The sequence below is a fragment of the Micromonospora sp. NPDC048040 genome, from assembly GCF_055587185.1.
This window is the reverse complement of record NZ_JBVJGT010000066.1, coordinates 1-26,647: the sequence shown is the minus strand read 5'-3', so window position 1 is coordinate 26,647 and position 26,647 is coordinate 1. Positions and strand designations below refer to the sequence as shown.

Genomic DNA, 26,647 nt, shown 5'->3' with positions numbered 1-26,647 from the left:
TGGCTGTCCGGTCGCCATTGACGATTGCGGCCGGACAGGACAAGGTTACTGTCCGAGTAGGACCCGGTTCACGTGGAGGTAAACCATGGGTCTACGCGCGCTGGTCGGCACCGAGGGTGCCGACGGTGTGTACGTGGCGCGGGGCGTGCAGCACGACGGCTGCCCGACGATGGTCGTCCCGGCCCTGTCGGTGCTGCTGCACGAGCTGTGCGGTCACCGTCCGGAGAGGGCGGCGGCGGTGCTGCTGCAGAACGACTGGTCGCGGCTGTTCGCGGTGCCCGGCACCGGACCGAGCGGCCGCACGGTCGGCGTGCCGTCCGAGAGCTACCCGGTGCAGACCGGGCGGATCGTCGAGGCCCGCGCGGGCGACCGCGAGTGGGCGTACCTGTTCGGCGGCCACCGGCTGCACGTCTACCTGGGGGTGTTCCCCGAGCGCGGCCCGAAGCGCTGGGAGGCGTGGGCGTGCTGGTCGCTGCACGAGCTGGGCGACCTGACGCAGCTGGACCTGCTGGAGGTCCAGAAGGCGGGCTACGCCGCGCAGTGGCGGGCGTCCGACTACCGCGGCTACATGGAGGCCGTCCGCGAGGCGGCCCGCGACTCGACCCGCATCCAGCTGATGCAGGCGGGGCGATGAGGGCGCTGGTGGGGCAGTTCGCCCCGGGGGCCAAGTGGTACCGGGCCCGGCTCGTCGAGCTGGAGGGCCAGCCCAGCTGGACGCTCGCGCAGATGCGGGCGATGTGGGAGCGCAGCTTCCAGCGGGACACCCGGGCGATGGTCGCCCAGCTGCTGCGCCGCCACTGGTCGGTGCTGGCGAACACGGACTGGCCGCCGCAGGCGGTGTCCGAGCGGCGGCGCGAGTGGACGTACGTGTGCGGCGTCGGCCGGGGCTACCGCGACCAGGTGTGCAGCCCGGCGGCGGTCGGGCTGATGGGCACCGACGAGCCGTTCAGCGACGAGGGCTGGGCGTACCTGTGGGAGCACGAGTTCGGCGCGCTGCACGTCTACGGGGCGCACGGCGGCCGGTGGCACCACCTGGCGACGCTGCCGGCCGACGTGTGGGCCGGACTGACGACGCAGCTGGTGATCGATGTGGAGGCCAGGTTCTGCTGGCTGGAGCGAGGGGAGGCGGCGGCGTGACCGTCGAGACGAGGAAGCAGGCGGACCCGACGGTCCGGACCGACGAGTTGCAGCGCCGGGACCAGGTGCTGCTGTTCGGGCAGGTCGTGGAGATCGCCGACGTGCAGCAGGTGCGGGAGTTCCCGACGTGCGTCAACCTGGTGATCCTGCCGACCGGCGGCGGGCAGCCGAGGGAGACGCTGGTGCCCCGGGACATGCTGCTGCTCGGGCTGCGGCTGCCCCGGCTGGTGCCGATGAACTGCCAGGGCTGCAAGTGCGTGGTGAAGCTGCCGGTCGACCTGGCGCACGGGCAGCCGCCCGCCGTGCTGTGCGGGCGGTGCCGTGGCCGGATCGTCGAGGGCACCGCGCGGTGGACGCAGCCGGTGCCGGCGGGGAGGTACTGATGTCGAGCAACGTGCTGCGGGCGCTGATGGCCGACAGCGAGGAAGAGCGGCAGAAGTACCTCGACCGGGAGACGCTGCTGTACGCGGTGCAGCGGACGATCACCTGCCAGCGGACGGGCGTGGTGCTCGACGTCGACCGGGCCGTGATGGTGACGACGATCCTCGGCGACAAGCGGGGCGCGTGGGTGCTCGACGGTGAGGCCTGGGACCGCATGGAGGAGTGGACGAAGCAGAAGGCCGAGGAGATCGGCGCGACGCTGGAGGTAATCGACGGCCGGAAGCTGCGCTGACGGCCGCAGAGGGCGGGGCCGCACCCATCGGGTGCGGCCCCGCTCCGCTTTGGAGGGGCTGCGTCTCGGCTACGCTGACGGGGTATTCGCCGCTGGCTGCGGGCCGGGCATGGACCTTCGCTGTTGAGGGATGCCTGATGACCGCAGTGTGCGATACCCCGGTGAAGGGGAAGATGCTCCGGGCCACGAAGCTCGGGGTGTGCGGCGACCCGATCCTGGGCGCCGGAGGATGGCCGACCCACGTCACGTCGAAGGGCTTCGTCAGCGTCGAGTACGCGGCCGAGGTCGACGACGGCGAGGAGATCGACCAGAAGGACGCCAACGGGGACCCGCTGGTCTACGAGCCGGCCCGGCGGCGGATCAAGCTGTACAACGTGACGGTCACCTGCGGGCGGGTCGACCCGGAGCTGTACACGCTGTTCACCGGGATGCCGGTGGTGCTCGACGAGGACGGCAACGCGACCGGCATGCGGGTCACCTCGGCGGTGAACCTCGACTCGGCGGTGGCGCTGGAGGTGTGGTCGGGCACGCAGCTCAAGAAGTGCGTGGCCGGGGCGATCCAGCGGCCGAGGTTCGGGTACTTCCTGCTCCCGCAGATCATCGACGGGCAGATCGGTGACTTCACGATCGAGAACGGGGCGGCGAGCTTCACGCTGACCGGCAAGGCGATCGAGAACCCGGGCTGGGGCGTCGGGCCGTACGACGTCTACCTGCGCACGACGGGCGTCGCGGCGCTGATGGACCCGATGGGCGACCAGGACCTGCTGCACCTCGACTGGACGTACCTGCCGCCGCCAGCGCCGACGTGCGGGCTGACGGTGCGGCCGCCGGACGGCACCGTGGTGGCGGACCCGGCGGACGCGACGAACATGACCGCGCAGTTCACCGCGACGTACGTACCGGCCGCGCCGGACCAGGCGTTCTCGGTGGATTGGGGCGACGGGGCGTCGTCGGCCGGTCCGGCGGCGGACGCGACGGTGAGCCACAAGTACGCGGCCCCCGGCACGTACCTGGTGACGGTCACGCACACGTCGAGCGGCGCGCAGCGCTTCAAGTCGTTCGTCGCCCCGGCCGGCGCCTGAGGTAGACGGTGACGCAGTCGGCGCGGACCGGCCCGTGCGCGTGGGAGCTGAACACGGCGTACTGCAAGGGCTGGGACCAGTACGACGAGGCGGTCCGGAAGGCGGCCACGGATCTCGCGACGGAGGTCCTGTGGGCGCTGTCCGGCCGCCGGTACGGGCTGTGCGACTCGACGGTGCGTCCGGTGCGGCGCGGCGACAGCGAGGCGTGGCGGCGGTGGGAGTCGTGGCTGGACCTGCCGTACGGCGGCAGCTTCGCGGTGACGTACTGCGGCTGCCCGGTGGGGACGTGCGGGTGCGGGCCGGTCGGGCAGGAGCTGAGCCTGCCCGGCCCGATCAACGCGGTAACCCGGGTTGTCATCGACGGCCAGGAGCTGCCGCCCGAGGCGTACGCGGTCTACGACCGGCGGTGGCTGGTGCGGATCGACGGGGAGAGCTGGCCGGCCCGGCAGGACCTGACCGCGGCCGACGACCAGCCGGGCGCGTGGACGGTCACCTACCAGCGCGGCGTGCCGCTGCCGGCGGGCGGGAAGGTGGCGGCCGGCGCGTACGCCTGCGAGCTGGCGAAGGCGCTGGTCGCCGACACGACGTGCCGGCTGCCCCGCCGGGTGGCGTCGCTGGTGCGGCAGGGCGTGCAGCAGACGTTCGTCGACCCGGCGCAGCTCGCCCGCGACGGGATGACCGGGCTGCCGGAGGTCGACCAGTGGCTGCGGGTGGTGAACCCGCACCAGCTGCCGCGCGACACGGTGGTGTGGTCGCCGGACCTTGATCGTGGACGGAGGAGGACGTCGTGACGGAGCCGGTGATCCAGCCGCAGGACGACGTGGCGTGGCCGGTGGCGGTGAAGCTGCGCGAGCTCATCGGCGGCGCGCTGGACGGGGCGCTCGGCGGGACGCCCGCCGTGGTGGCGGTGGTGCCCGGCCGTGACGTGGCGATCGACTCCTGCTGCGAGGGCCAGGCGTGGGTGCGGATCGTGCGGACGTACCCGGTGCTGCCGGAGGAGTTCCCCGGCGGGCGGGGCACGCCGCTCGACGAGGGCGCCGACCCGGGGGCGTTCTGGGCGGTGGAGCTGGGCGCGGGCACCGCGCGGTGCGCGCCGAGCCCCGACGACGCCGGCAACCCGCCGACCGCCGCGCAGCTCGAGCGCAGCGCGGCGGAGCTGGCCGACGACGCCGGCCGGATCCGGCGGACGGTGCTGTGCCAGCTGCAGAAGCTCCAGCAGGTCGAGTCGGTGTGGATCGGGGAGCAGTCCAGCGTCGGCCCGTCCGGCGGCTGCGTCGGCCAGGAGGTCCTGGTCGCGGTGATGACCAACGTGTGCGTGTGCGAGGAGGACAGCTGATGCGCAAGGGCCAGAAGGTGACGGTGCGGGCGCTGACGGCGATGCCGGGCGTGCCGGACGGGTCGGTGCAGCACGTCGAGTGGGGGCCGCGGCTGGCCACGCTCGTGGAGGCCGGCCGGTACGAGGTGCTGGAGGGTGAGGAGGCCGAGCAGGCGGCGACCGTCGACCTGGAGCCGCCGGACGCCAGCCAGCCGACGCCGGCGCCGACGACGGACGCCGACGGCGACGGCAAGACGCGGAGGACGCGCCGCTGATGGCGGTGAGGGTCAACACGCGGCTCGACCTGTTCGCCGGCGAGATGCGTCAGCTGCTGACCGGCTCGACCGGGCAGGTGGTGTCGTTCATCCGCAGCGTGACCCGGAAGGTGCGGACCCGGGCGGTGCTCACGTGCCCGGTGGACACCGGCCGGCTGCGGTCGGCGCACCGCGAGGAGGTCGGCGTGCGGGCGGGCCACGTGTACGGGTTCGTCGAGAACGAGGTCGAGTACGCGGCCGCCGTGCACGACGGCACGGGGGCGCACCTGATCCGGGCACGGCGGGCCGGCGGGATGCTGCGGTTCGAGACGGGCGGCCAGGTGGTGTTCACCAGCCTGGTGCGCCACCCAGGGACCAAGCCGCAGCCGTGGCTGCAAGAAGCGATGGAAGACGTGGCGGGCCGGGAGGGGTTCCGGCTCGTCCGCTCGTAGGGAGGAAGCAGGATGCGGGAGTTCACGACCAGCGCGAAGGTAGCCAAGCAGGACGGCGGCGAGAGGAAGAAGCTGCCGGACGTGCCCTTCAAGCTGGACGGGGTGGAGATGGTGTGCCGGGCGCCGAAGGACGCGCAGCTGGCGTACCTGATCTCGGCGGCGTCGTCGAGCCGGTCGGAGGCGGACCAGGTGGCGGCGGTGCTCGACTTCTTCGAGCAGACGCTGGAGCCGAAGAGCCTGACGGTGTTCCGGAAGCGGCTGCTGAACACGGAGGACGAGTTCGACTTCACCGACGCCATGGGGATCTTCACGCACGTGTGTGAGGAGTGGTCCGGCCGCCCTACTGGGTCGGGCAGCGACTCCTGACCCTGGCGGTCAATCGCTGGCCCGAGTTCCACGGGACGCTGCTGATGCGGACCGGCCGGGAGCCGCTGGACCTGCCGCTGCCGTCGCTGCTGGACGTGATCTACGCCTGGTGGGTGGAGGGCGGCGGCGAGAAAGAGGTGGCGAAGTTCCGGCAGCGGCTGGAAGCCCCGCCGGCCGGGGAGGAGCTGGAGGACCGCGCCGAGTGGTCCGACGACGAGACTGACCGGAGTTTCGCCCGGGCGCTGTCAGGCTCCAGCTGATGTCCCGGCTGGGTGCCGGCGGCCCTTGGCCGGGTTGCGCGGTATCGACGTCGGCGATGGAGATACCGCCCCCGGCGGCTCCGTCGCCCGTCACCGGCGTCCCGTGTGGCTGGGTGTCGATGTCGATCATGCGGCACTGTGGCGACAGTCATCGATCGCTGTGCCGTCACGGGATGGGCGACTTGCCCCGCAGCTTGCGCCGGAAGCGATGCCAACGAACGCGCAAAGGCACCTTCGGTTCGGGGGAGGGTTCGAGTCCCCAAGCGCGGGCGTTGGCTGCCCATTGGGCGCGCAGGGCCGGTGTCTGTGCGGCGTTTTCGGGATCGTCGTGCACGGCCTCGAGGGGCTCAGCACGATGTCGTCGCCACCAGTAGCCGCTAGCGTCGCGGAAGAGCAGCGTCGTGGCGAGAGAAGGCTGCCGAGGGTGATCTGCATTGGGCCACACGAAGTCGAAGGTGTCCTCGGTCTCGGGGTGGACGGCATCAACCTGCATCGACATCGCGTCGTACGTGGTCTTACGGCCGGCGTTGACGACCTGTACCTTCGCCGGGCTGATGAGTTCCTTGCTGCCGTTGTGAATGGCGGCGGTGAGCTGAATCACCGGAACGCGCGCGAGCAGCTTGCCGGAGCCGAGGAAGGTTACCCCGGCACCATCAACCATGCCGGTGCCCGTCGACTCGAACTCGGTACCCGCGTCGTGGAACTTGAGGTCGACGAGCTTGGAGTAGATGAGCCTCGCCTGCTCCTCGCGGCGCACCTTCACGCTGCGCCAGTACCACACCCTTGACGTGGACATCGCGGTGATAATCCGCTTAAGCTCGGCCACTGTCTCTGCGCTCGCCGTGCCAGTCTCCTCCAACCGCTTCGTCACGGTCTCCAGCCGCTCCAGCGGCGGCGTGGCAATCTCGGTCAGCTGTTTCATCAGGGCGTGGGTGTCGAGCACAACCAGCCTGTTCAGTACAGAGTGGTCTGGGCCCTCGTGCTCGGCCTTCCACTGCTTCAGCATCTCCGGCGGGTAACGGTGTTCGTCGCCGTCCACCTCCTCGTGGTGCCCCAAGCACAGCAGAAGCAGGTTGGCGAAGGAGTCGCGCTCGTCGGCGGGCAGGTCGGGGCGATAGCGGGCCGCCCCGGGTTTGACTCCATAGACGTGAGCGACCTGCGCATTCTTCTTGTAGACGCCGGGTCGAACCTCAAGCACGACCGGCATGGGGCAGCCGGGCGCGTAGCACCGACCGTTGCTGACTGCCCAGAGGGCGGCCAACATCGCGGGGTGAAGCTTCCTCCGTTCACCAGCGCCCTCGGCGCCAGGCTGGGGTGTCGTCACCACCACAGGGTGTCAGAGGTGTATGACACACGGATCCCTTGCGCCTGGACCGTTACCCCCAGGCACCCCCTGATCGTCGGGGGAGATTTGCCGGCCGGACAGCGAGGCCGTTTAGCTGGCTGCCCTCCAGATCGGTCCCAGCTCATGTTTGGTGGCCGCCTTCTGAGCTGTCATGCCGAGGAACATGCGTTCGCACGCCATGGCGAGGTAGCGGATTTTGTCCGTCAGGACAAGGGGCGCGCGTCGTGGAGCTGGGGAGCCAAGTCGATCAACGATGAACACCTCCTTCCTGGGCTGCACCTCGCTGAGCGTGTCGGTATGCGCGCTGACGGCAGGCATTGGAGCAAAAAGCCCGGTCGCTGCGATCGCGCGGGTGTAGAGGTAGTCCGCATCCCGATCGCGCACATAATCTTGGTAACCATTCCACATGAAATGGGATCCGGTACTCCCGCCTGAACGCGCGTGCGAGGTGCGCCGGCAGCACTGGCTCTGGCAGGCGCTGGGCCAACGTATAGATCAAGCTATAGAGCCTCATCATGCCCAATGAAGCATTGACATCAATCCTGGCGCGCCGCCGGGCCCTGTAGTACCGGCGCTGGCGACACTTGTCCGAGCAATACTGGCGGTCTCTCCGGCTGCGGTCTGGAAGCGGAGCCCGGCAAATCTGGCACTGGCGCTCAGCAACCGTCACGGCCACATCGTAGAGCGTTACGGCTAAATCTCACGGCTGTCGGCCTTCGTGTCGCCGTGACAAGGCGCGACGAGCATTGCCTACCCCGTGGTCCTGTCGAGATAAGTGGGCAGACCCATCCGCGTCGGCCTCCACGATTCCTTTGAGAGCCACGACGGAAGGAAGTCGATGAACCTGCGCACTTTGGTGATCTTGGCGGTGAGTGCCGGGGCCGGAATCGGTCTGGGCAGTGTCACTTCGGTGGAGGTTGGATTCTCCGGCGCCATCGGGATTGCGACGCTTCTTCACGCGCTGGTTGAGCCGAAGACGGTCGAGAATCCGGACACTCCGGATCGTGTAGCAAGCAGTCGGCTCACTGACCGCTGACCGAGCGATCGTCGAGCACTGACGGGACGCGGGTGTCAGGCACGTCGTCGGATTCGCCTGCGTGCCGTGCAGCATGGAGGGCTCTGGATAGAAGGAGGTGGCCCCGATCCGGGCCGCCCTCCCTCCAATCTGGGATCAGCGGAAGCCGTCGCCCCGGAACAGTGTGCTGCCCGGCTCGCGCCGGGGCAGCGGCGGCGGCACCTCGCCGGCCGGCGCCGACGCCAGGAACGGCAGGTATCGGCGGAGGAAGTCGTCGACGCCGGGGATCGCGAGGACGCGGGTCACCGCGGCCGCCACGGCGAGGGCCTGGGCGACGAGCGGCACGGCCTCGATGCCAGCGGCGGCGGCGATCGTCGGCAGCAGCGACAGCAGGGCGATCACGGCGGCGAAGACGGTCCGGGCGACGGCCCGCCACGGGTGGCGGGTCTGCGTCGTGGGGGCGAGCTGCTTCGGGATGCTCATTGTCTGTCCCTCCTCGGGATCGGGTCACACACACAGGTCCAGCAGCGGCACGCACACGACGGCCGGGCTGGGTTCGGGTTTGGGCGGCGGCGGGCTGGACGCTGGTGGCCTGGGTGGGCCCGGGGGTCCGGATGGACCGGCCGGGCCGGGAACCGGCGCCGGGCGGGGCCGGGCTGACGCCTCGACCCGGCTGCGGGCTGGCTGGCCGCCGCCGCCCGGGCCGCCCGCCGGCGGGCGCGTCGACGGGCGCGGGTCGGGGGCGGTGCAGCCGTACCGGCGGCGCAGGTCCTGCACCGGCTCGTCACGGGGCGTGAGCCGGTCCAGGACGACGCACAGGTCGCGGCGGGTCTGCTCCAGCCGGGCGTCCCGCGCCTTCGCCTCCGCGGCGGCCTGCGCCCGCCGCTGGGCCAGGTCCCGCTCCAGCGCGGCGACCCGCCGGTCCATGGAGACGTCGGACAGGTTGTAACCGATGACGCTGGCGGCCGCCGAGCACAGCAGCGGCAGCAGCGCGTACAGCGCCAGCAGCCGCGCCAGCCGGCGGCGGTCCTTGACCACCACCCGCTCGGCGGCCGCCCGCGCCACCCGCTGGGTGTCAGCGTTGGGGCTGGTCACCGGGCGACCTCCAGTCGAGCTGGTCCGGGTCGAGACCGGCGGCGAAGACGCCGAGCCGCAGCCGGGCGTACATGTCCTGGTAGCGGGTGAGCTCCTGCTCCAGGAACTGCACCCGCTGCTCCAGGTACTGCAACCGCTCGTCGACCCGTTTGTCGAAGTTGGCTTCCCGCTGCACGTCGGCGGTGCGGCGTGTGCCGAGCAGCGCCAGCAGCGCGGTGACGACCGTCGCCAGAACGGCGAGGACGCCCATCGTCACGCTGATGCCGGAGACGTCCCCGACAGAGGCCCTGGTTATCTGCCCGGCAAGCCACACCTACCTGCCCCCTCAGTGGAACGGCGCGACGCTCAGGTAACGGGGTTCTTGAAGGCGGCGTTCCAGGTGTTGGCGCCGATCAGGCCGTCGACGTCGAGGTGCTGGTCGCGCTGGAACGCCTCGGCGAGCGCCCGGTACTCGGCGCCGTAGATGCCGTCGTTGCCGGCGCTGCCGAGCCACGTCTTGCCCTTGCCGACCGACCAGCCCCGGCGGGCGAGCTGGGTGCCCCACTGCTGGAGCCAGTAGCGGTCGGTGTGGCCACGGAAGTAGCGCTCGTGGGCGCCGGACACCGAGTAGGCGGGGCCGGACGCCGGGCCGAAGTACCACCCGGCGGGCAGGGGGAACGCGATCGGCGTGCCGGGCGCGGGCTTGCCGGCGGCCGGCGGCTGCGACGGCGTGGGCGTCGGTCGGCCGACGACGGGCAGGCCGGCGTGCAGCCAGGCGTAGATCTCGTCGCCAGGGCAGGAGGTGTTCCCGCGGTCGCGGTGGCCGAGGAGGGTGAGCCGCTTGCCCTTGCGGTCGTTGGCCTCCTCGTAGAGCCACTTGAAGGCGCGGCGGGCGGCGTCGGAGACGTCCTGCTTGCCGGCCTGGTCCTTGCCGATGATGCAGACGCCGATGGCCTCGGTGTTGTGGCCGGCGCAGTGCGCGCCGAGCACGTTCCACCCGCGGCCCTCGTAGAGCAGGCCGGTGACGCTGTTGATGAGGAAGTTGTAGCCGATGTCCGACCAGCCCTTGACCCGCATGTGGTAGTCCTGGATCTGGCGGGGGGTCTGCGTCGCGCTCGCGGCGGAGTAGTGGCCCATGAAGACGGTCCGCTGCGACCAGGGCACGGTCGAGCGTGACTCGGGCGGGCGGGCGCCCCATTCGGCGCGGCTGATGATGTCCACTGTGTGTCCTCCCGGCAGCGTGGATCGTCTGTCGGGGGACAGCGGCTCTACGGTAGCGGCCCGGGGTGACTGGTGCGGGCCTGGAAGCAGGCCCGCCGGCCGCCGCTGCGCGGACAGCGGCGACCGGCGGGGGTCGTGCGGAGGCCGGCCACGACGCTGGGGCCGGCCTCCGGGTCAGCGGGCGTGCGCGGGCAGGTCGAACTCGCCCGCCTTCGCGCCGGCGACGAAGGCGTCCCACTCGTCGGCGTCCCAGACGTGGACCGGGCCGGCGGGGTTCTTGCTGTCCAGCGTCTCGACCACGCCGCCGCCCTGGTAGCGGACGAGGACGCTGTTGTCGCAGTTGGGGCCGGACTTGGTGGACTTGAACCAGACGCCGAGCTCTCGCTGCGGCTGCTCCTGCTCCATGGTGGTGCTCCTTCGGGTTGCTCGCCGGCCGCTCCCGTCGCGGCCGGGCGGGTCTACGTGCGCCAGATGAAGCGCAGGTCGTCGGGGGTGTTGGCGCGGACGACGACCTTGACGAGCAGCTGCTCCAGCACGGACTTGCGGTACGGCGGGGCGATCGCCGAGACGGTGGCGCGGCGCTCGGCGGCGGTCCAGGTGACCGCCTCGACGGCCTCGGCGGAGAAGGGGACCTTGCGGCAGCCGAGGGGGCACTTGTAGGTGCGCTCGCCACTGTGGGGGTGCGGGTGCATGGGCACGTCGCACCGGCCGCACCACAGCAGGACGCGCAGCAGGTACGGGTCGGTGCTGGCGGTCATGGGCGGCGGGTTCCAGGCGGCGGCCCGGCCGTAGAGGGCGCCGCCGGAGACGAGGCGGGAGCTGGTGGCGTTCATGGCCGCCCCCCGTTGCCGCGCCACCGCTGCGCGGGCGTGGTGAGCACCGTGGTGGAGAGGATGAGGGTCGGCCCGTTCCAGGACGGCACGGCCGGAGGTGGGGGACCGGCCGCCGCTGGGGGACCCGGCGGCCGGTGGTCTGGGGTGGTGGTGCGGCGGCGACGCCAGGGCAGCCAGCGGTGGCGGCCGGGGCGGGTCACAGCGCCCACCCGAAGGCGTCGACCCGGACCTGCTCCGCCCAGCTCGCGGCGCTGCACGGCCACGGGTTGTGGCACCACTCGCAGGCGCGGTCGTTGACGGCGAGGAACGGCCAGGCGCGGCGCAGCTGGAGGGCCGGGCCGTCGGGCTCGTGGACGGCGAGCATGTGGCCGGCGACGGTCAGCCGCTCGGCGGCGGTGAGGACGACGTACCCGTAGCCGGGGACGACCTCGCCGGGCGGTGGCGGCGGCGCGTCGGCCGGGCGTAGCGGCGGCCGGGGCGCGTCCCTCGTGGAGACGGCTGTGAGTGGTGCGCGTAGACCGGTTGTGACCATGAGACGCCCCCTGGGGTGCTGCTCTCTCGCGGATGGTCTTGGCACGGTGCTGAGTTGGCAACGTGCCGGCTGGCACGGTGCCAGCATGGCACGGAGCCGGTCTATGTCACAAGGGGAACGCGCGGATTGACAGCGCGTGTCTGTCGGGGGTGGACGCGCGAAGGGCCGGCACCGTGCGGTGCCGGCCCTCCGAGGTGGAGCGGGTCAGGCCAGGTCGAACTGGCCCGCCTTCGCCCCGGCGATGAACGCGGTCCAGCTCGCGCCGTCGAAGGCGAGCGCGGGGCCGGAGCGGTCCTTGCTGTCGCGGACCCGGGCGGCGGAGCCGTCAACGGCGTCGGACACCTCGACGCAGTTCTGGCCGCCGTCGGACCGGCGGGACTTCCGCCAGGGATGGAACGTTGCTTCGGACATGGGGGACTCCTCGGGTCAGGCTTAGGCGGCCAGGCCCTCGGCCGCCTTCTGGATGAGGTCCGCGCTCTCCTGTTCGGACAGCGCGGCGTCGCGCAGCTGGTCGAACAGCCGCGCGTACCGCTGCGCCTCTCCGGCCTCGGTGACCAGCAGGTCGGCCGTCACGGTGTCGACGGCGACGAGCGTCAGGTCCTCGGGGTCCGGGTAGGCGTACAGGGAGAACGGGGAGCGGGGGACGTACCCGCGGCCGAGCCGGGCGTCAACCGGCAGGACGCGGACGCTGATGTTCTCCCTGGTCGTGGCCAGAGTGAGCAGGTGGTGCAGTTGCTCCCGCATGACGGCGGGCGGCACGGGTAGCCGCTCGATCGCCTGCGGTTCCAGCACGACGTCGTACTCCGACCCGTCGGGGCCGGAAATCTGCTGCTGCCGCCGGAGCCTGCCGGCGACGGTGCCGCCGAGGTCGAAGTCCGCGCCGTCGTCGAGCGCGACCTGGCCCCGGTGGCGGGCGTACGCCTCGGTCTGGAGCAGGCCGGGCAGCAGGGAGTTCTGGTACTCGCGGATGGCGCGGGCGCCGGACTCGATCTCGGCGGTGCGTGCCTGCCGGGCTCCCATGCCGGCGAAGTCCGGTGTGGTCCACCAGCCACGGGCGAGGCCGTCGCGGGCTACCCGCTGGAGCGCCCGGTACCGCTCGTCGCCTTCGGCCAGGAGGACGTCGAGGAGCCGGAGGACGGTGTCGAGCGGCCGGCGCTCGCCGTTCTCGACCTTGGACACGACGGTGCGGTCCAGGCCGGCGGCGCGGCCGAGTTCCGCGCCGGTCATGCCGGCGGCGTCGCGCAGCTCGCGCAGCGCGCTGCCGAGTCGCAGGCGTCGGGCGAGGGGGGAGATCACGGGGGCTGCACCTCCGACCGTTGGCACGGTGCCCGTTTGGCACCCGCCTGTGGTGAGGGTACGCGCGACGGGCGAAAGGCGGTACGCGCTGGGCTTCCGGCACTCCTGGCGTCGTCGCTACGCTGATCCCAGATCCGGCGCGGAACGGGTCGGGCTCGCTGGATGAGCGCCCTGCGAAGGGCCCCGGTTGCGTCACCGGGGCCCTTCGTCATGTCGGCAGCTCACTGGCGCAGCGCAGTACGGCCGCAGTGGACGATTGCGACCGCCGAAACTGGCCTACGCTGGGGGCGTGGCGCTGGGGCGTGCGTACATCGAGATCATCGGCGACGTAAAGAAGTTCGCGCCGGACCTGAGGCGCGGGCTGAGGTCGGCGCTGAAGGTCGGCGCGCTGGGCGGGATCGCCGTCCAGGCGACGAGCAGCCTGGTCAGCCTGGCCGGTGCGCTGGCGCAGGTCGGCGGCGCGGCGTTCGCCATTCCCGCCGCGGCCGGCGTCTACGGCGCGGCGATGGGCGCGCTGAAGATCGCCACGTCGGGCTTCGGCGACGCGATGGGCGCGGTCGTCGAGGGGGACGCGAAGGCGTTCGAGAAGGCGCTGGAGAACCTGTCGCCGCAGGCGCAGAAGCTGGCCCGCGAGTTCAAGGCGGTGGGCCCGGCGATCGAGGGTGTGCGGACGGCGACGCAGGACGCGTTCGCCGCGCCGATGGTCGGGCAGATCCAAGCGACCGCCGGGGTGCTGGCGGGGCCGCTGCGCAGCGGCCTGGCCGGCGTCGCCGCCGAGTACGGCAACGTGGCGCGGCGGGCGCTGGAATTCGCCCGCGAGGGCGCCACCGTGTCGGTGCTGCGCGGGGTGCTGATGTCCGCGCGGGAGGCGGTGGCGAACCTCGGCGTGGCGGTCGGGCCGGTGCTGGCCGGGTTCCGCGACATAGCCGTGGTGGGACTCCCGGCGGTGAGCCAGCTGTCCACCGTGGCCGGCGGGCTGGGCGCGAAGTTCGGCGCGTGGCTGTCGTCGATGGCGCAGAGCGGCGCGGCCACCGCGGCGATCCAGACGGCGCTGGGCGTGCTGCGCCAGCTCGGGCAGATCGCGGGGAACGTCGGGGCGATCCTCAGCTCCGTCTTCCAGGCGGCCGGCGCGGCGGCTGGCGGAGGCGGCCTGCTCGGGACGCTGACGCTGCTGACCGGCACGCTGCGGGAGTTCTTCGCGTCGGCCGAGGGCAGCGCTGCGCTGACCGGCATCTTCCAGACGGTCTCCACGCTCGCGTCGGGCTTGAAGCCGGTCATCAGTGGGCTGCTCAGCGCCATCGGCTCGACGCTGGTGCCGGCGCTGCTGCCGATCGCGCAGGCGCTGGTCCCGGCGTTGCAGGCCCTCGTCCCGGCGCTGGCCCCGATCGGTCAGGTGATCGCGTCGGTGGCCCTGGCGATCGCCCCGGTCCTGCCGGTCCTCGGCCAGCTCATCGCCATGCTGATCGGGCCGCTGGCGCAGGCGCTCACCGCGCTGGGCCCGCTGCTCGGCCCGATCGTGACCGCGCTCGGGCCGGTGCTGCTCCAGATCGGGCAGACGCTCACCGCGGTCCTCGCCCCGATCGCCGGGCTGCTCGCCGAGCTGTTCACCCAGCTGGGCCCGCCGCTGGGCCAGATCGTCGCCGCCCTGGGCACCGCTCTCGCACCGGTCCTCACGGCGGTCGGGCCGCTGATCGGGACGCTGGTGCAGGCGCTGATGCCGCTGATCCCGACGATCGTGTCGCTGCTGCCGCCGCTGGTCGACATCGTGGTGGCGTTGACGCCGCTGATCGAGCTGGTGGCGCAGCTCGCCGGCGTGGCGGTGGCGCTGGCGGCGCCGCTCATCAAGGTGGCGGCGCTGCTGTTGGGGTTCCTCGCCTCGCAGGCCGTGGTCCCGCTGGTCCAGGCGCTGGCCAACGGGCTGACGTGGCTGCTGTCGCCGCTGACGGGCGTGGCCGAGTGGCTGGGCAAGGTCGCCGCCTGGCTGAACGGGATCGACTGGGCCGGGGTGGGCGCGGCGATCGGCGGGGCGTTCTCGTCGGCGTGGAACGCGGTGGTCGGGTTCTTCCAGTCGATCGGTACGTGGTTCGCCGAGCTGCCGGGGAAGATCGGCGCGTTCCTGGCGAGCCTGCCGTCGATGCTGTGGAACCTGTTCACGTCGGCGCTGGACATGGCTCTGCAGGCGGTCGGCGTCGGGATCGGCCTGCTGATCTTCTCGGTGACGCAGCTGCCCGGCATGGTCCTGAGCGGCATCGCGGCGCTGCCGGGCCTGCTGGCCGGGTTCTTCTCCCGGCTGTGGGCGAGCGCCCGGTCGCTGACGACCGCCGGCATCAACGCCGTGGTGTCGTTCGTGACGGCGCTGCCGGGCCGGGTCATGTCGGGCCTGTCGCGGCTGCCGGGGATCATGGCCAGCGCCCTGTCGTCGGCGCTGAGCGCGGCGCGCAGCGCGGCGTCGAGCGGCGTGAGCTCCCTGGTGTCGTTCATCAGCAGCGTGCCGAGCCGGCTCTCCGGCCTGGCCGGGAAGTTCGTGTCGGCGGGCCGGAGCCTCATCAGCGGGTTCATGAACGGGCTGAAGAACGTCGGCGGGTTCATCGGGGACGTCGCCGGGTCGATCACGTCGGCGATCCGCGGGTTCATCAACCGGGTCATCGGCAAGATCAACTCGGGTATCGCGTCGATCGACGCCAAGCTCCCCGGGTCGCTGCCGCGCATCCCGATGCTGGCCAACGGCGCGATCCTGCGGCGGCCGACCCTGTTCGTCGGCGGCGAGGCCGGCGACGAGGTGGTGGTGCCGCTGACCCGGCCGCGCCGTGCGCGGGAGCTGGCCGAGCAGTCCGGGCTGATGCGCCTGCTCGGCGAGGGCGGCGGCGGGGCGTCCGTGGTGTTCGGGCGCGACGCGATCCGCGTGACCTTCGAGGGTGTCGTGCCGACCAGGCAGGAGGCGCTGGACACCGGCCGGGCGGTCGGCGAAGGCGTGTTGGAGACGCTGGCCCGCAGGGACGTGGCCACGACAGTGAGGACGATCTGAGTGGGCGAGTACAACCCTGACCGGCCCTACGTGCTGGGGATGCAGTGGGCGCCGCTGGTGGCGGACCAGGTGCAGCTCGACACGGGCAGCGAGGTCGGCTACACGTTCCGGGCGCGCACCACCCACGCGGCGGGGAATGGGCTGCGGCGGGTGCGGCTCCAGCTGTCGAACCCGCCGCCCGGGCTGCCGGACCGCAAGGAGCTGCTGGTCAACCTGTACCCGGCGGACCGGGTGGCGGGCACCGGGCCCGTCCGCAAGCTGGTCATCCCGTGCGCGGAGGGGGCCGTGCTGGCCGGCGCGGCGCTGGCCGGCGGGGCGACGACGGCGGCCGACGCGGTGAGCAGCCCGGCGGACCCGCGGTACGTCGCCCTGACGGGCCCGAACGCGGCCGCCCGGTTCTGGTTCGGCAAGCCGCTGCCGCCGAAGATCAGCAGCCGGCGGATCCTCGACGTGTCGGTGCTCTACGTGATCTCGGGCCCGTTCGCCGACCTGGCCCCGGCGGTCACCCTCGGCCTCGAGCGCCCGTCGTCGGGCGTCAACTGGATCATGGACGAGACGCTGAACGGGCCCGCCGACCAGAGCGCCGGGACGGTGATCGGCCGGGCCCGGCTGGGCGAGCTGAACCCGTGGTGGGACACGGCGGCGGCGCCGACGACGCAGCGGGGCCGGGCACCGTGGCGGTGGCAGACGGGCAACGGCGTGGCCGGGCTGAACACGCTCCAGGCGTCCGGCGGCACGAACGTCAACGTGCGGCTCCAGGTCAGCGCGGCCGCCGTGGCGGCGGCGCAGTTCCGGGTGCACTACCTGGCGCTGGAGGTCACGTACGGGGTGGAGAACCGGCTCGCCGCCGGCGGCCTGGACATCTCGCAGGGCCCCGGCACCATCATCGGGCCGGGGGCCACCAGCGTGACCGGGTGGTACTTCGACGTGCCGCTGCTCGGGATGGACACGACCGACGCGCAGCTCACCGCCGGGCGGGAGTACGCGGTGACGGTCGGGCAGGCGTACGTGGGGCAGAAGTCGGTGGCGTCGCCCGTGCCGGTGCGGCTGGACCGGCTGGGGCCGGTCGAGGAGTTCCCCGCGCACCGCGGCGTGCTGCTGCGCAAGACGCTGCGCGCCGAGCAGACGCCGACCGTGGAGGCGGTCCAGGAGGTGCCGTCGATCCAGATGATGACGGGCGCGAGCGCGCCGGGGGTTCCGGACCTCAGCGGCCACACCTACATGAAGCAGGTCGTGGCCAGCGTGTCCAGCGCGACGACCGGGTGGGACACCTTCCAGCACGTCGTCGAGTCGCAGATGGGCGATTGGGTGTGGGCCCGCTTCTACGCCCGGCACCTGCCCGGCACGAAGGACGCGCTGGAGCTGGCGCTGGTCGGCGCGGAGGACCTGGACAGGCGGCTCGGCCCGGTCGGGCGGATCACGGTCGAGGAGTTCGACGCGCTGCCGGAGATCGCCGACGGCTGGCGGGAGGTGACCATCCGGCTGGACCCGCCGTACCTGTCCGACGGGGTGGGCGACATTTCGTGGTGGGCGTTCACGAGCAACGCCGACCCGCAGGCGCCGTGGCAGGTGCTGGGCGCGGACGCCGACCCGGCCATCGAGTCGTACGGGTCCCAGGGCAGCGGAATCGGGGGCGCTGCCGCCTCGACCTACGGCGACGACCAGCTGGTGTACGCCGCGTACGACGGGCAGCGGGACCAGGCTGCGGACCTGACGCTGATGTTCGCGCAGGAGATGGACGCGGTGCTCGGCCTCGACGTGCAGCCGGCCGTGCAGCCGCTGACCGTCGTCGACGACCAGTGCAACCGGCCGGCGGCGAAGATCCCGACCGGCATCCGCTACCACCGGCTGTCGTGGCTGGCGGTGAACACGGCGGTGGTGGCCGGCTGGGGGCACTACGAGGTGCAGCGCCAGGACGACACGATGGCCGCCGACGAGTGGGAGACGATCGCCCGGGTGGTCGAGCCGTCCGTGACGGCGGTCGACGACTACGAGGCCCGGGTGGGCGTCGAGTCGCGGTACCGGATCAGGATGGTGCACCGCCTCGGCATCGCCGGGCCGTGGTCACCTCCGGTGGCGGCGACGATCGCCGCGCCGGGCGTGGAGGGCCGCAACGTCGACACGGGCGTGCTGATCCTGACCAGCAACCACAACCCGGCCGGGAACCTGGCGTACGTCGAGAACTTCGACCGGTCGTCGGTGGAGGAGTTCACGTTCCCCGAGGCGGGCCAGGTCGAGCTGCAGGAGATGTTCGACCGGGACTACCGGACGGCGTTCCGGCCGCTGGAGCGCGGCGGCGTCGAGTTCACCCGGACGGTGCTGGTGAACCAGGCGGCGGTGCCGCCGGAGACGATGGACCGCGGCTTCCGCGACCTGCGGGACCTGGCGTGGGACACGGTGCCGTACGTGTGCGTGCGGGACGAGCTGCACAACCGGTGGCTGTCGGCGCTGCTGGTGCCGTCCGCGTCGGTGAAGCGCCGCAAGGCCGGGCAGCTCCAGCTGGCGCAGGTGCAGGTGGTGGAGGTGACGGCGACGCCGGCCCCGTTGGACGGCGGACCGGCCGCGTGCGAGGGCCTGCGGCCGGAGGGTCAGGTGTCGTCGGTGACCGCGAGCACGCCGGTGCCGGCGGCCGGCCTCGCCACGCTTGTGTTCGAGGACCTGTTCGGCCGGAACGTGGCGGGCGGCCTGGGGAACGGCTGGGCGATCATCGAGGGCGCGGCGGCGGACTTCTCGGTGGCCGCCGAGGCAGCGGCGATCAACCTGGCCGGCGGCGCCGCGCACACCGCGGTGGTCGGCGCGGGCTGGGAGGACGTCGACATCGAGGCGCGGTTCCAGTTCAACGCGGTGGCGACGGGCCAGCCGATCAACGCGTACCTGGTCGGCCGGCACGTCAACGGCAACACGCACTACCGGGCGCGGCTGGCCGCGCAGACGGACGGCAAGCTGGGCGTCTCGATCGAGCGGATCGTGGGCGGCGTGCTGACGACCGTGACTGCGCTGGCGACGGTGAAGGACCGCTTCGGCACCGCGCTGGCCTACCAGGCGGGGCCCTGGTACTGGATGCGGTTGCAGGTCCGCGACGCGGCGATCCGGGTCGCGGTGTGGCCGGACGGGCAGGACATGGCCCGGTGGGAGCAGTCGGCGAAGGACACCGCCATCGCCGGCGTCGGCCAGGTCGGAGTGCGGGGCGTGCTGACGGCCGGGAACACGAACGCGGCCCCGACGGTCAAGGTCGCCAGCTTCTCCGTGCAGCAGCCGGTGTCGAACGACCTGGACCTGCGGGTGGAGCTGCGGCCGACCGGCGACCAGTGGACGGCCGAGCTGCGGCGCACCGACAGCACCGCGGCGACGGGGTGGAAGCTGACCGCCGACCGGGCGTCGACCTGCCTCAACATCTGGGGCGGCGCCGGGTTCACCGGCTGCTACGAGACGCGGCAGCTGGTGGTGACCCGGCAGCGGCGGTGGCTGCGGGTGACGTACCGCAACGACGTCGGCGGCCAGGGCGTGGTGCAGTTCTGGGCCTCGGAGGACGGGGTGGCGTGGCAGGCGTTCGGCACGGTGTCGGCGTCGCCGGAAGCGCCGACGTTCGACCCGGGGCAGCTGGCGGTGGTGCTGACCGGCGACGTGACGGTGGCCCGGGCCGAGGTGCGGCAGGGCGTCGACGGGCCGCTGCTGGCCGCCCCGGCGTTCGAGGTGCAGGCGGCCGGCACGACGCAGCTCGCCGACGCGCAGGGCAACGTGTGGGAGGTGGACGGCCGTGGCATCTGCGCCCCCGCCTGACCTGCTGGACCTGCCCGCCTGGCGCGGGCAGCGGTCGGCGTCGTTCCGCTTCGACCTGATCGACGGGCGGACCGGCGTGCGCCGGGGTGAGCTCACGCCGCTGCGGGACAGCTCGCCGAGCCTGAGCCACGACAGCACGTCGACGATCCCGAGGCGGCTCTCCGGGGTGACCCTCGGCGTGGACGACGCGAAGCGGATCAACCAGCTGACCGACCGGATCGCGCCCCGCATGGTGCTGGGCGACGGCACCTCGTACCGGCTGGGCCGCTACCTGGTGTCGGACTCGTCGGACCTGGTGACCAGCGCCGGGTCGACGGCGCCGCTGACGCTGCTGGACGAGATGTTCGTGGTCGACCAGGAGCTGGACGTCGGCTTCGACGCGGGCGGCCAGCTCGTCGACCAGGTGGCGCAGCGGCTGGTCGAGGGCCTGCCGATCGGGCCGCTGGTGGTCGACGCGACGGAGTTCACCTCGGTGGCGGCCTGGTCGCCGGGCACGTCCCGGGCGAACGCGCTGCGGGACCTGGCGACGTCGGGCGGGTACTTCATGCCGTGGTTCGACCACCGCGGCTGGCTGCGGTTGCGGCGGGCGTTCGACCCGGCCGACCAGGCGGTGACGATCGACCTCGACGCCTCCCGCCGGGTGATCCGGGGGTCGATCTCTCGGGGCACGGACCTGCTGACCGCGCCGAACCGCTTCGTGGTGGTGTCCAACGATCCGGGCTCGGACACGGAGCCGGTCGTCGGGGTGTACGACGTGCCGGCGTCGGCGCCGCACTCGATCGCGCAGCGCGGGTTCGTGCTGCCGAGGACGGTCGACGTGCAGGTGCGCTCGCAGGCGCAGGCGACGGTGTACGCGCGGACGCTGGGGCTCCAGCAGACGGTGTACGAGGTGGTGGAGCTGAGCACGCCGGTCGACCCGCGGCACGACGCCTACGAGGTGGTGCGCTGGGACGGCGTGCGGTGGCTGGAGGTCAGCTGGACGATGCCGCTGGTGCCGGGCGGGGAGATGCGGCACACGCTGCGGCGGGCGTACCCGGAGACGGAAGGCGGGGAGGCGTGACCAACGGGAAGGTGCCCGGCCTGGCGGTGCCGGTGAAGGCGCTCGCCGAGGCGGTGCTGGAGAAGGCGGTCCGGCTCGGGCTGACGTGGCGGCTGCGGCCGGCGACGGTGACGAGCGTCGCCGGCGACGGCACGATCCGGGCGCTGCACGACGGCGACACCCAGGCGATCCGGGTGACGTCGATGATCGGCGCGGTGCCGGTGCGCGCCCGGGTGATGGTGCTCAAGACGCCGCCGGCCGGGAACCACATCGTCGGCCTGGTCGGCTCGCCGGGTGCAGGCGCCCCGACCGGGCCGGTGCAGACGTTCACCGCGGACGGCACGTTCACGGTGCCGGCCGGCGCGCGGTGGATCCGCGCGTACGGGGTCGGTGGTGGCGGTGGCGGCGGCGGTGTGGCCGGCGTGTCCGGTGCCAACGGCGCGGGCGGCGGCGGTGGTGCTGGCGGGTACTGCGAGAGCGTGTGGGCGGCTTCGGAGCTGCCGGCGCAGGTGGCCGTGACGGTCGGCGCGGCCGGGACGGCAGGCCCGGCCTCCGCGGCGGGGGCCGGGGCGGGCGGGAATTCGAGCTTCGGCGGGTTGTGGGTTGCGGGCGGCGGCACCGGCGCTGGCGGGGTCACGGCGAACACGACGGACACCAGCGGCGGCCGGGGCGGCGGCGGTTCGGCGACCGGCGGGAACGTGCTGAGCTCGATCGGTCAGGCCGGCGGCCCGGGCCGGACGCTCGACGGCCGGCACCTGTTCTCGGCGTTCGGCGGCAGCTCGCTGCTCGGCGCGGGCGGGGCGGCCCCGGTGACGGTCGGCGCGAACGGGAACGACGCGGGCGGCCCCGGCGGCGGCGGTGGCGGCGGGATCGCGCAGGCGACGGGCCGGACGGGCGGCAAGGGCGGCGGCGGCCTGGTGGTCGTGGAGGTCATCTACTGACCGCCTGACCTGGCCTTGGAAACAGCGCAGCCCCGGACCGCGAAATCCGGGGCTGTGCTGCGTTCACGTGGAGACACCAGCATAGCGGGCCGGGTCGACGGCGAGCAAAGCGCCGCGCCGCCGTACATACAACATTGACGCCAGGCCCCGAGTTCGATACAATGTCTTTGTACGTATCGCCGCCCCTATCAGGAGGTTTGGAGTGGGCAAGCCGTTGGTCGTGGCCTGGGGCCACGAGTACGTGGACGAGGTGCTGGACGCCCTCGGTCCGGACGTGGAAGTCAACGTGGTGGTCGGCAAGCCGACCGCCGAGCTGTGGCGCGGTGCGCCGCTGGTCCTGGTTGACGCCCGCGTGCTGACGCTGGCGGCCGGGATGCCGGCGCACCCGCGGATGGTGGTCGTCGCCCCGGAGAAGCTGGACGGTGACCGGCTGGCCGCCGCGTACCGGGGCTGGCAGGCCGACTACCCGGAGGTGCCGGTGTACCACCTGCCGACCGGCGCGCTGGCCGTCCGGCAGCTGGTCGCCGAGGCGGCCAAGGGGCAGGCGGCCGAGGTGCGCGTCGGCGTGGTCGGCGGCCACGGCGGCGCCGGAGCGACGACCCTGGCGGTCGCGCTGGCGCTGGTCGCGGCCGAGGGCGGGCGACGGGCGCTGCTCGTCGACGCCACCGGGCGCGGCGGCGTGGACGACCGGCTCGGCACGCCGGCCGACAGCCTGCGGGTGGTCGACGAGCCGTTCAAGCCGCTGCGGCCGGTCGACCGGCACGCGGCCGACGTGAAGGTGGTCGACCTGGACCGGGTGCTGGAGGTCGGGCAGATCGAGGTGGCCCGCCAGTGCGACCTGGTGCTGTTGGTCGCCAACGTGCAGCGCAACGCGACGGCGACGCGGTGGGTCGCCGCGAAGCTGTCGGAGGCGGGCGTGCGGTGGGCGCTGGTGCCGACGTGGATGCACGACAAGGCGGGGCAGGAGCTGGCCGGCGAGTTCGGGGTGCGGTTCCTGGACGAGGTGCCGCTGGAGCCGCCGTCGGTGTTCTCCGACGGGCGGGTGCACCTGCTGGACCGTTGCCCGCTCCTCGACCTGGCGCGGGACCTGCTGCGCGCCGCGCCGTACGCCGCCGCCCGGGTGGCGGCCTGACCGTCCCCGGCGGTGCCGTACATTGATGTTGTATGGCATCCGGCCGTGGGAGGAGAGGAACAGTGAAGGTGAACCAGGCGAAGCTGAAGGCGGTCACGCGGCGCATCGCGGCCGACCTGATGAAGCCGGGCCCGGTGGAGCTGCCGGTCATGGTCGGCCTCAAGGAGCTGATCCGCATGTTCGGCGTGAAGGACAACACGCCGTACCAGTGGCGGTCCAAGGGCCAGCTGCCCAAAGAGGACGGCAGGATCAGCGACAACCCGCAGTGGAAGCTGACCACGATCTACGCCTGGGCGGAGGACACGAACCGGACGATCGTGTGGGACCCGTGGGACGTCCTGGAAGCCGACGACGAAGCGGCGTGAGTATGAGCAGCGCCGATCCCATTGCGGCCCTACACATCGGGTGTAGGGTGCCGGAAAACGCGTCGACCCCGCCAGGCGGTCATCTGGCGGGGCCGAAGGTGAACCCGGAACGGAGTAGAACGGGTCGCACGCGCATCGTACGCCAGTTCGGGCGACGGTGCGCTGGCGGCGCTGCACAGAGAGGCCGCCTGCATGGTGGACCGGTGGACGGTCGAGCGCGCGGTGAGGCACGGGCTTTGCACGCTCGACCCTCCCGGCCGGCAACTCGTCCTGACGCTGCTCACGTGGTCCGACGCGGCCACGGCGACGATCCCCGAGCAGTTCACGCCAAGCCTGACCGACCTGGAGAAGGGGACCGGGCTCGCCCGGTCGACGGTCGCGGCGTGGCTGAACAAGCTGGAGGGTCAGTGGGTGTGGCGCGATCGGCCGACTGTGGCCGACGCGCGGCGCAAGAAGGCCCGGACGGTGTACCGCATGGGGGTGCCGCCGGATCTGTTGGCGAGACTCGCCGAGCTGGGGGTAGTTGGTCCGCGTGCCGGACCAGCCGCGTCCGAATCGCCCGGGTCTGGTAGTCCGGTGGACGGACCAGTGAAGGGCGCCTCTAGTCCGGGTCGCGGACTAGAACTAGTCCGCCAGGCGGACCGAGTTGGTCCGCCACGCGGACGCAAGACATACAGAGAACCTGAACCGGTTGGGGTCCGCGCCGCGAGCGGTGTCGACCACCGGTACGTCGAGGGGCCGAATGGCTCCTGTGGCCATCCCGGGTGTAGGAAGTCGGCTCCGCTGCACGGGCCCGCGCTGCGGGCCGTGCCCGAGAAGGGAAGGAGAGTGATCGGGGAGTGAGGGTGATCCTCGCGCCGGTCGACGTCGCGCAGTGCGCGACGTGCAGCGGCGTGCTCGTGGCCGCTGGAGACGACTGGCGGCACCGCGAGGGCACGGGTTGCACCGAGCTGGCCTCGCCGGTGATCTGCTGGCACCCGGGCTGCGGCATGCCTGCCGCTGTCGGGAGTGAGGCTTGCGCGGGCTGCGCGGGTGCTTTTTCGTCGGTCGAGGGTGTCGGGTCGCAGTCCCCGACAGCGACCGTATAGAGTCTATGTAGGACGTTCGTTCACGTGGAAAGGAACGAGATGACTTCGAGGTTCATGCCAGCCAGCCGGAAGAAGGCGAAGGCGCGGGTCGCCCTCGCCGGGCCGAGTGGTGCCGGGAAGACGCTGACCGGGTTGAAGCTGCTCTACACGCTGACCGGCGCGGTGACCGTCGCCGATGGCGTCGAGCGGATCGCGTTCGTCGACACCGAGCGGGACTCGGCGGACAAGTACGCGGTCAACCCGGAGCTGCCGGGCGTCGGCGACATGACGCCGGACGAGGCCGGCGGCTACGGCTTCTCCAAGATCAGCCCGGTGCGGTACGACCCGCGGCAGCTCGTGGAGCTGATCGACGAGGCGGCCCTGGCCGGGTTCACCGGCTTCATGCTCGACTCGGCGTCGCACTACTGGTTCGGGCCGGGCGGCATCCTGGAGCTGGTCGACCTGTTCGCCCGCAACCACGGCGGCCGGTCGATGGACGGCTGGAAGGACGTGCGCCCGATCGAGCGGGCGTACATCGAGGCGCTGATGAGCTTCCCCGGGCACGTCGTGGTGTGCCTGCGGTCGAAGCAGAAGTACGAGATCACTGAGGGCAGCGACGGCAAGAAGCAGGTGTCCAAGCTGGGCATGCAGCCCGACCAGCGCGATGGCCTGGAGTACGAGTTCGACCTGGTGGGCGACCTCGACCAGGCGCACTACCTGCGGGTGACGAAGAGCCGGTGCGAGGCCCTGTCCGACCAGGTGATCCACAAGCCGGACGCCGAGCTGGGGTTGCAGCTGCTCGACTGGCTGGACAACGGCGAGCCGCCGAAGGACGTCGACTGGCCGAAGGCCCTCGCGGCGTGCTCGTCGCGCGAGGACCTGTCCGTGCTGTGGCAGCGGGCGCAGCGCCTCGGCAAGACGCAGAAGCTGCGGGAAGCCTTCAACCAGCGGGGCGCGGAGATCGCGGCCGCGCGCCGGGCGGCCGAGGCCCCGGGCACGCAGCTCGACAGCGCGCTGACCGAGGCGGCCGGCGCGGCGACGGTCAACGGCCGGGAGCCGGAGACGGCGGGAGCGGGCCGGTGACCGTGCAGCAGGCCGCCATGAGGGCGGCGGTGTTGAAGGCGCTGATGGACGAGGTGCGCAAGGTCTACGACGCGGCCCGCGCCGAGGCCGACGGTCGCCTGGTCGAGCTGAACGGGGCGCTGGGCGTGAAGACCATCGAGGTGAAGCTGCCGGGCTATGAGGGCGCGGTGGCGCAGGTGACGCTCTCCGAGCCGAAGCCGGGCTTCGTGGTCGAGGAGGCCGGGTTCCTGGCCTGGTGCAAGGAGGAGCACCCGAGCGAGGTGCAGGTGACCGTTCCGGAGCCGGTCGAGCAGGTGCGGCCGGCGTGGCGGAAGGCGCTGCTCGCCCGGATGCGGGTCGAGCCGGACGGCACGGTGGTCGACGGCGAGACGGGGCGGGTCCTCGACTTCGTGAAGGTCGCGGAGGCGCCGCCGCCGTCGACGACGCTGACCTTCAAGAAGGGCGGCCGGGAGGAGGTGGCGCGGGCCTACCGGGACGGTCGGCTGGCGCTGCCCGAGCTGCTGGCGCTGCCGGCGAGTCCGCAGGAGTGAGCGGGTGCGGGGCCGGGCGGGGGGTGACCTTCGTCCGGCCCCGCGCCACATGGGAGCCGAGGAGGTGAGCGGTGGCGATCGACGCGCGGCTGGTCCGTGAGGGCCTGGTCGACGTGGAGGCGTTCGCCGCCGCCGCCGAGGCCGGCCCGGTGGGCGTGTGCGACGGGTGCGCGGGGCTGCTCGACGGCTCGGCGGCCGAGGGCGGCGGCCTGGTGTGGCTGACGACCAGGTGCCGGGGCTGCGGGCGGGAGCGGACCGCGCCGGGCGGCCGGACGCTGCCGCGCCCCGCCGGCCGGCGGCCGGGCCCGCCGGCGTGGCTGCTGGAGGCGGCGGCCGAGCTGGACGCGCGGCGGCTGGGGGAGCGGCCCGACTCGCGGCCTGTGTGACCCGCTACACGGCCTGAGGCGTACATAAAACTTGTACGCGGGACTGCCGTCTACCTACAATGAAGTTGTACGTTCCGCCCCCCTCCCTGCCCTGACGAGGAGCCAAGATGCTGAGCTACGAGGAGATCCTGGAGCGCGCCCTGCTGGCCGTCGCCGAGGAGGCGGGCGAGGAGCCGCTGACCGAGGACGACGGCGCGGCCGTCGAGATCAACGAGGTGCTGAGCCTGGAGGCCGGCGGCTTCATGACGACCGACCGGGGCATCGTGCTGCGGCTGAGCGACGGCGGCCAGTTCACCGTCGAGATCAAGCGGTACCGCTGACCGAGCCGGCGGGCGCGCCTCGAGCGCGCCCGCCGCTTCCGTGACCTGACCCGACCCTGACCTGAGGAGCGAGAGATGAGCGACCTGATCTTCCCCCCGCACCCTGTGATCCCGACCTTCAACG

General features: G+C 72.6%; 33 protein-coding genes. 22 read left to right on the top strand and 11 right to left on the bottom strand.

What is annotated here, in order from left to right; genetic code table 11:
- Positions 1 to 85 precede the first annotated feature (85 nt).
- The 11 genes from ACZ6O2_RS32415 (at position 86) to ACZ6O2_RS32365 (ending at position 5,539) form a co-directional block, all read left to right on the top strand.
- The gene (locus ACZ6O2_RS32415) at positions 86 to 634 is read left to right on the top strand and encodes a hypothetical protein (protein WP_466025615.1); all 549 of its coding nucleotides are present in this window, start codon (positions 86 to 88) and stop codon (positions 632 to 634) included.
- Positions 631 to 1,137, top strand: coding sequence for a hypothetical protein (locus ACZ6O2_RS32410; protein WP_230650507.1), 507 nt, complete (start codon positions 631 to 633; stop codon positions 1,135 to 1,137). The genes ACZ6O2_RS32415 and ACZ6O2_RS32410 overlap by 4 nt, the downstream gene beginning before the upstream one ends.
- A complete protein-coding gene (locus ACZ6O2_RS32405; protein ID WP_466025614.1) occupies positions 1,134 to 1,520 on the top strand; it encodes a hypothetical protein in 387 nt (128 codons plus the stop codon). The genes ACZ6O2_RS32410 and ACZ6O2_RS32405 overlap by 4 nt, the downstream gene beginning before the upstream one ends.
- A complete protein-coding gene (locus ACZ6O2_RS32400) occupies positions 1,520 to 1,810 on the top strand; it encodes a hypothetical protein (protein ID WP_465999576.1) in 291 nt (96 codons plus the stop codon). The genes ACZ6O2_RS32405 and ACZ6O2_RS32400 overlap by 1 nt, the downstream gene beginning before the upstream one ends.
- A gap of 137 nt (positions 1,811 to 1,947) precedes the next feature.
- A complete protein-coding gene (locus ACZ6O2_RS32395; RefSeq protein ID WP_349876199.1) occupies positions 1,948 to 2,892 on the top strand; it encodes a PKD domain-containing protein in 945 nt (314 codons plus the stop codon).
- An 8-nt stretch (positions 2,893 to 2,900) separates the two neighbouring features.
- Complete coding sequence (locus ACZ6O2_RS32390) at positions 2,901 to 3,683, top strand: hypothetical protein (RefSeq protein WP_466025613.1); 783 nt, start codon at positions 2,901 to 2,903, stop codon at positions 3,681 to 3,683.
- Positions 3,680 to 4,228: a hypothetical protein gene (locus ACZ6O2_RS32385; protein WP_466025612.1), complete on the top strand. Its 549-nt coding sequence runs from the start codon at positions 3,680 to 3,682 to the stop codon at positions 4,226 to 4,228. Before ACZ6O2_RS32390 ends, ACZ6O2_RS32385 begins: the two co-directional genes overlap by 4 nt.
- Positions 4,228 to 4,482, top strand: a complete 255-nt coding sequence (locus ACZ6O2_RS32380; protein WP_230650488.1) for a hypothetical protein — start codon at positions 4,228 to 4,230, stop codon at positions 4,480 to 4,482. The genes ACZ6O2_RS32385 and ACZ6O2_RS32380 overlap by 1 nt, the downstream gene beginning before the upstream one ends.
- A complete protein-coding gene (locus ACZ6O2_RS32375; protein ID WP_466025611.1) occupies positions 4,482 to 4,913 on the top strand; it encodes a hypothetical protein in 432 nt (143 codons plus the stop codon). Before ACZ6O2_RS32380 ends, ACZ6O2_RS32375 begins: the two co-directional genes overlap by 1 nt.
- Positions 4,914 to 4,925: 12 nt before the next feature.
- On the top strand, positions 4,926 to 5,279 hold the full coding sequence (locus ACZ6O2_RS32370; RefSeq protein ID WP_466025610.1) for a hypothetical protein: 354 nt from the start codon (positions 4,926 to 4,928) through the stop codon (positions 5,277 to 5,279).
- Positions 5,240 to 5,539, top strand: a complete 300-nt coding sequence (locus ACZ6O2_RS32365; RefSeq protein ID WP_466025624.1) for a hypothetical protein — start codon at positions 5,240 to 5,242, stop codon at positions 5,537 to 5,539. Before ACZ6O2_RS32370 ends, ACZ6O2_RS32365 begins: the two co-directional genes overlap by 40 nt.
- A gap of 166 nt (positions 5,540 to 5,705) precedes the next feature.
- Here ACZ6O2_RS32365 and ACZ6O2_RS32360 read toward each other — a convergent pair whose 3' ends face one another.
- Positions 5,706 to 6,863 (bottom strand): hypothetical protein, encoded by a 1,158-nt coding sequence (locus ACZ6O2_RS32360; protein WP_466025609.1) that lies wholly within the window; start codon positions 6,861 to 6,863, stop codon positions 5,706 to 5,708.
- A gap of 111 nt (positions 6,864 to 6,974) precedes the next feature.
- Complete coding sequence (locus ACZ6O2_RS32355) at positions 6,975 to 7,268, bottom strand: hypothetical protein (protein ID WP_466025608.1); 294 nt, start codon at positions 7,266 to 7,268, stop codon at positions 6,975 to 6,977.
- A 454-nt stretch (positions 7,269 to 7,722) separates the two neighbouring features.
- Between ACZ6O2_RS32355 and ACZ6O2_RS32350 the strand changes: the two genes are divergently transcribed.
- Complete coding sequence (locus ACZ6O2_RS32350; RefSeq protein WP_466025607.1) at positions 7,723 to 7,920, top strand: hypothetical protein; 198 nt, start codon at positions 7,723 to 7,725, stop codon at positions 7,918 to 7,920.
- 135 nt (positions 7,921 to 8,055) lie between these two features.
- Here the strand turns inward: ACZ6O2_RS32350 and ACZ6O2_RS32345 are convergent, their stop codons facing one another.
- The 9 genes from ACZ6O2_RS32345 to ACZ6O2_RS32305 form a co-directional block, all read right to left on the bottom strand.
- A complete protein-coding gene (locus tag ACZ6O2_RS32345) occupies positions 8,056 to 8,382 on the bottom strand; it encodes a hypothetical protein (protein WP_466025606.1) in 327 nt (108 codons plus the stop codon).
- A gap of 24 nt (positions 8,383 to 8,406) precedes the next feature.
- Positions 8,407 to 8,994: a hypothetical protein gene (locus tag ACZ6O2_RS32340; protein ID WP_466025605.1), complete on the bottom strand. Its 588-nt coding sequence runs from the start codon at positions 8,992 to 8,994 to the stop codon at positions 8,407 to 8,409.
- Positions 8,975 to 9,244 carry a hypothetical protein gene (locus ACZ6O2_RS32335; RefSeq protein WP_466025604.1) on the bottom strand — a complete coding sequence of 90 codons (270 nt, stop codon included), beginning with the start codon at positions 9,242 to 9,244 and terminating at the stop codon, positions 8,975 to 8,977. The genes ACZ6O2_RS32340 and ACZ6O2_RS32335 overlap by 20 nt, the downstream gene beginning before the upstream one ends.
- Positions 9,245 to 9,339: 95 nt before the next feature.
- A complete protein-coding gene (locus ACZ6O2_RS32330) occupies positions 9,340 to 10,194 on the bottom strand; it encodes a peptidoglycan recognition protein family protein (protein WP_466025603.1) in 855 nt (284 codons plus the stop codon).
- A 174-nt stretch (positions 10,195 to 10,368) separates the two neighbouring features.
- Positions 10,369 to 10,599, bottom strand: a complete 231-nt coding sequence (locus ACZ6O2_RS32325; RefSeq protein ID WP_466025602.1) for a DUF397 domain-containing protein — start codon at positions 10,597 to 10,599, stop codon at positions 10,369 to 10,371.
- Between the two features lie 53 nt (positions 10,600 to 10,652).
- Complete coding sequence (locus ACZ6O2_RS32320; protein ID WP_465903227.1) at positions 10,653 to 11,027, bottom strand: recombinase zinc ribbon domain-containing protein; 375 nt, start codon at positions 11,025 to 11,027, stop codon at positions 10,653 to 10,655.
- A gap of 196 nt (positions 11,028 to 11,223) precedes the next feature.
- Positions 11,224 to 11,559 (bottom strand): hypothetical protein, encoded by a 336-nt coding sequence (locus tag ACZ6O2_RS32315; RefSeq protein ID WP_466025601.1) that lies wholly within the window; start codon positions 11,557 to 11,559, stop codon positions 11,224 to 11,226.
- Between the two features lie 204 nt (positions 11,560 to 11,763).
- Positions 11,764 to 11,970, bottom strand: coding sequence for a DUF397 domain-containing protein (locus ACZ6O2_RS32310; protein ID WP_396878214.1), 207 nt, complete (start codon positions 11,968 to 11,970; stop codon positions 11,764 to 11,766).
- A 21-nt stretch (positions 11,971 to 11,991) separates the two neighbouring features.
- Positions 11,992 to 12,855: a helix-turn-helix domain-containing protein gene (locus ACZ6O2_RS32305; protein WP_466025600.1), complete on the bottom strand. Its 864-nt coding sequence runs from the start codon at positions 12,853 to 12,855 to the stop codon at positions 11,992 to 11,994.
- 289 nt (positions 12,856 to 13,144) lie between these two features.
- Here ACZ6O2_RS32305 and ACZ6O2_RS32300 point away from each other — a divergent pair, with 289 nt between their 5' ends.
- The 10 genes from ACZ6O2_RS32300 to ACZ6O2_RS32255 all read left to right on the top strand — a co-directional run bounded on the left by ACZ6O2_RS32300 (position 13,145) and on the right by ACZ6O2_RS32255 (position 26,523).
- Positions 13,145 to 15,880 (top strand): phage tail protein, encoded by a 2,736-nt coding sequence (locus tag ACZ6O2_RS32300; protein WP_466025599.1) that lies wholly within the window; start codon positions 13,145 to 13,147, stop codon positions 15,878 to 15,880.
- Positions 15,881 to 19,660: a hypothetical protein gene (locus tag ACZ6O2_RS32295; RefSeq protein ID WP_466025598.1), complete on the top strand. Its 3,780-nt coding sequence runs from the start codon at positions 15,881 to 15,883 to the stop codon at positions 19,658 to 19,660.
- The gene (locus ACZ6O2_RS32290) at positions 19,638 to 20,720 is read left to right on the top strand and encodes a hypothetical protein (RefSeq protein WP_466025597.1); all 1,083 of its coding nucleotides are present in this window, start codon (positions 19,638 to 19,640) and stop codon (positions 20,718 to 20,720) included. The genes ACZ6O2_RS32295 and ACZ6O2_RS32290 overlap by 23 nt, the downstream gene beginning before the upstream one ends.
- Complete coding sequence (locus ACZ6O2_RS32285) at positions 20,717 to 21,640, top strand: glycine-rich domain-containing protein (protein ID WP_466025596.1); 924 nt, start codon at positions 20,717 to 20,719, stop codon at positions 21,638 to 21,640. Before ACZ6O2_RS32290 ends, ACZ6O2_RS32285 begins: the two co-directional genes overlap by 4 nt.
- 202 nt (positions 21,641 to 21,842) lie before the next feature.
- A complete protein-coding gene (locus ACZ6O2_RS32280; RefSeq protein ID WP_466025595.1) occupies positions 21,843 to 22,772 on the top strand; it encodes a hypothetical protein in 930 nt (309 codons plus the stop codon).
- 62 nt (positions 22,773 to 22,834) lie between these two features.
- Complete coding sequence (locus ACZ6O2_RS32275) at positions 22,835 to 23,137, top strand: hypothetical protein (RefSeq protein ID WP_187691940.1); 303 nt, start codon at positions 22,835 to 22,837, stop codon at positions 23,135 to 23,137.
- A gap of 1,127 nt (positions 23,138 to 24,264) precedes the next feature.
- Entirely contained in the window at positions 24,265 to 25,287 is a 1,023-nt protein-coding gene (locus ACZ6O2_RS32270) for an AAA family ATPase (protein ID WP_466025594.1), read from the top strand.
- Positions 25,284 to 25,817: a hypothetical protein gene (locus tag ACZ6O2_RS32265; RefSeq protein WP_466025593.1), complete on the top strand. Its 534-nt coding sequence runs from the start codon at positions 25,284 to 25,286 to the stop codon at positions 25,815 to 25,817. Before ACZ6O2_RS32270 ends, ACZ6O2_RS32265 begins: the two co-directional genes overlap by 4 nt.
- A gap of 71 nt (positions 25,818 to 25,888) precedes the next feature.
- Positions 25,889 to 26,203 carry a hypothetical protein gene (locus ACZ6O2_RS32260; RefSeq protein WP_466025592.1) on the top strand — a complete coding sequence of 105 codons (315 nt, stop codon included), beginning with the start codon at positions 25,889 to 25,891 and terminating at the stop codon, positions 26,201 to 26,203.
- 107 nt (positions 26,204 to 26,310) lie between these two features.
- On the top strand, positions 26,311 to 26,523 hold the full coding sequence (locus tag ACZ6O2_RS32255) for a hypothetical protein (protein WP_466025591.1): 213 nt from the start codon (positions 26,311 to 26,313) through the stop codon (positions 26,521 to 26,523).
- Positions 26,524 to 26,647 lie beyond the last annotated feature (124 nt).

Excerpts from the sequence above, each read along its gene's own strand:
- ACZ6O2_RS32270 (WP_466025594.1), top strand. The coding sequence starts at position 24,265 with ATGACTTCGAGGTTCATGCCAGCCAGCCGGAAGAAGGCGAAGGCGCGG.
- ACZ6O2_RS32320 (WP_465903227.1), bottom strand. The coding sequence starts at position 11,027 with ATGAACGCCACCAGCTCCCGCCTCGTCTCCGGCGGCGCCCTCTACGGC.
- ACZ6O2_RS32310 (WP_396878214.1), bottom strand. The coding sequence starts at position 11,970 with ATGTCCGAAGCAACGTTCCATCCCTGGCGGAAGTCCCGCCGGTCCGAC.
- ACZ6O2_RS32370 (WP_466025610.1), top strand. The coding sequence starts at position 4,926 with ATGCGGGAGTTCACGACCAGCGCGAAGGTAGCCAAGCAGGACGGCGGC.
- ACZ6O2_RS32315 (WP_466025601.1), bottom strand. The coding sequence starts at position 11,559 with ATGGTCACAACCGGTCTACGCGCACCACTCACAGCCGTCTCCACGAGG.
- ACZ6O2_RS32415 (WP_466025615.1), top strand. The coding sequence starts at position 86 with ATGGGTCTACGCGCGCTGGTCGGCACCGAGGGTGCCGACGGTGTGTAC.
- ACZ6O2_RS32410 (WP_230650507.1), top strand. The coding sequence starts at position 631 with ATGAGGGCGCTGGTGGGGCAGTTCGCCCCGGGGGCCAAGTGGTACCGG.
- ACZ6O2_RS32255 (WP_466025591.1), top strand. The coding sequence starts at position 26,311 with ATGCTGAGCTACGAGGAGATCCTGGAGCGCGCCCTGCTGGCCGTCGCC.
- ACZ6O2_RS32345 (WP_466025606.1), bottom strand. The coding sequence starts at position 8,382 with ATGAGCATCCCGAAGCAGCTCGCCCCCACGACGCAGACCCGCCACCCG.
- ACZ6O2_RS32350 (WP_466025607.1), top strand. The coding sequence starts at position 7,723 with ATGAACCTGCGCACTTTGGTGATCTTGGCGGTGAGTGCCGGGGCCGGA.
- ACZ6O2_RS32335 (WP_466025604.1), bottom strand. The coding sequence starts at position 9,244 with ATGGGCGTCCTCGCCGTTCTGGCGACGGTCGTCACCGCGCTGCTGGCG.
- ACZ6O2_RS32400 (WP_465999576.1), top strand. The coding sequence starts at position 1,520 with ATGTCGAGCAACGTGCTGCGGGCGCTGATGGCCGACAGCGAGGAAGAG.
- ACZ6O2_RS32325 (WP_466025602.1), bottom strand. The coding sequence starts at position 10,599 with ATGGAGCAGGAGCAGCCGCAGCGAGAGCTCGGCGTCTGGTTCAAGTCC.
- ACZ6O2_RS32375 (WP_466025611.1), top strand. The coding sequence starts at position 4,482 with ATGGCGGTGAGGGTCAACACGCGGCTCGACCTGTTCGCCGGCGAGATG.
- ACZ6O2_RS32395 (WP_349876199.1), top strand. The coding sequence starts at position 1,948 with ATGACCGCAGTGTGCGATACCCCGGTGAAGGGGAAGATGCTCCGGGCC.
- ACZ6O2_RS32380 (WP_230650488.1), top strand. The coding sequence starts at position 4,228 with ATGCGCAAGGGCCAGAAGGTGACGGTGCGGGCGCTGACGGCGATGCCG.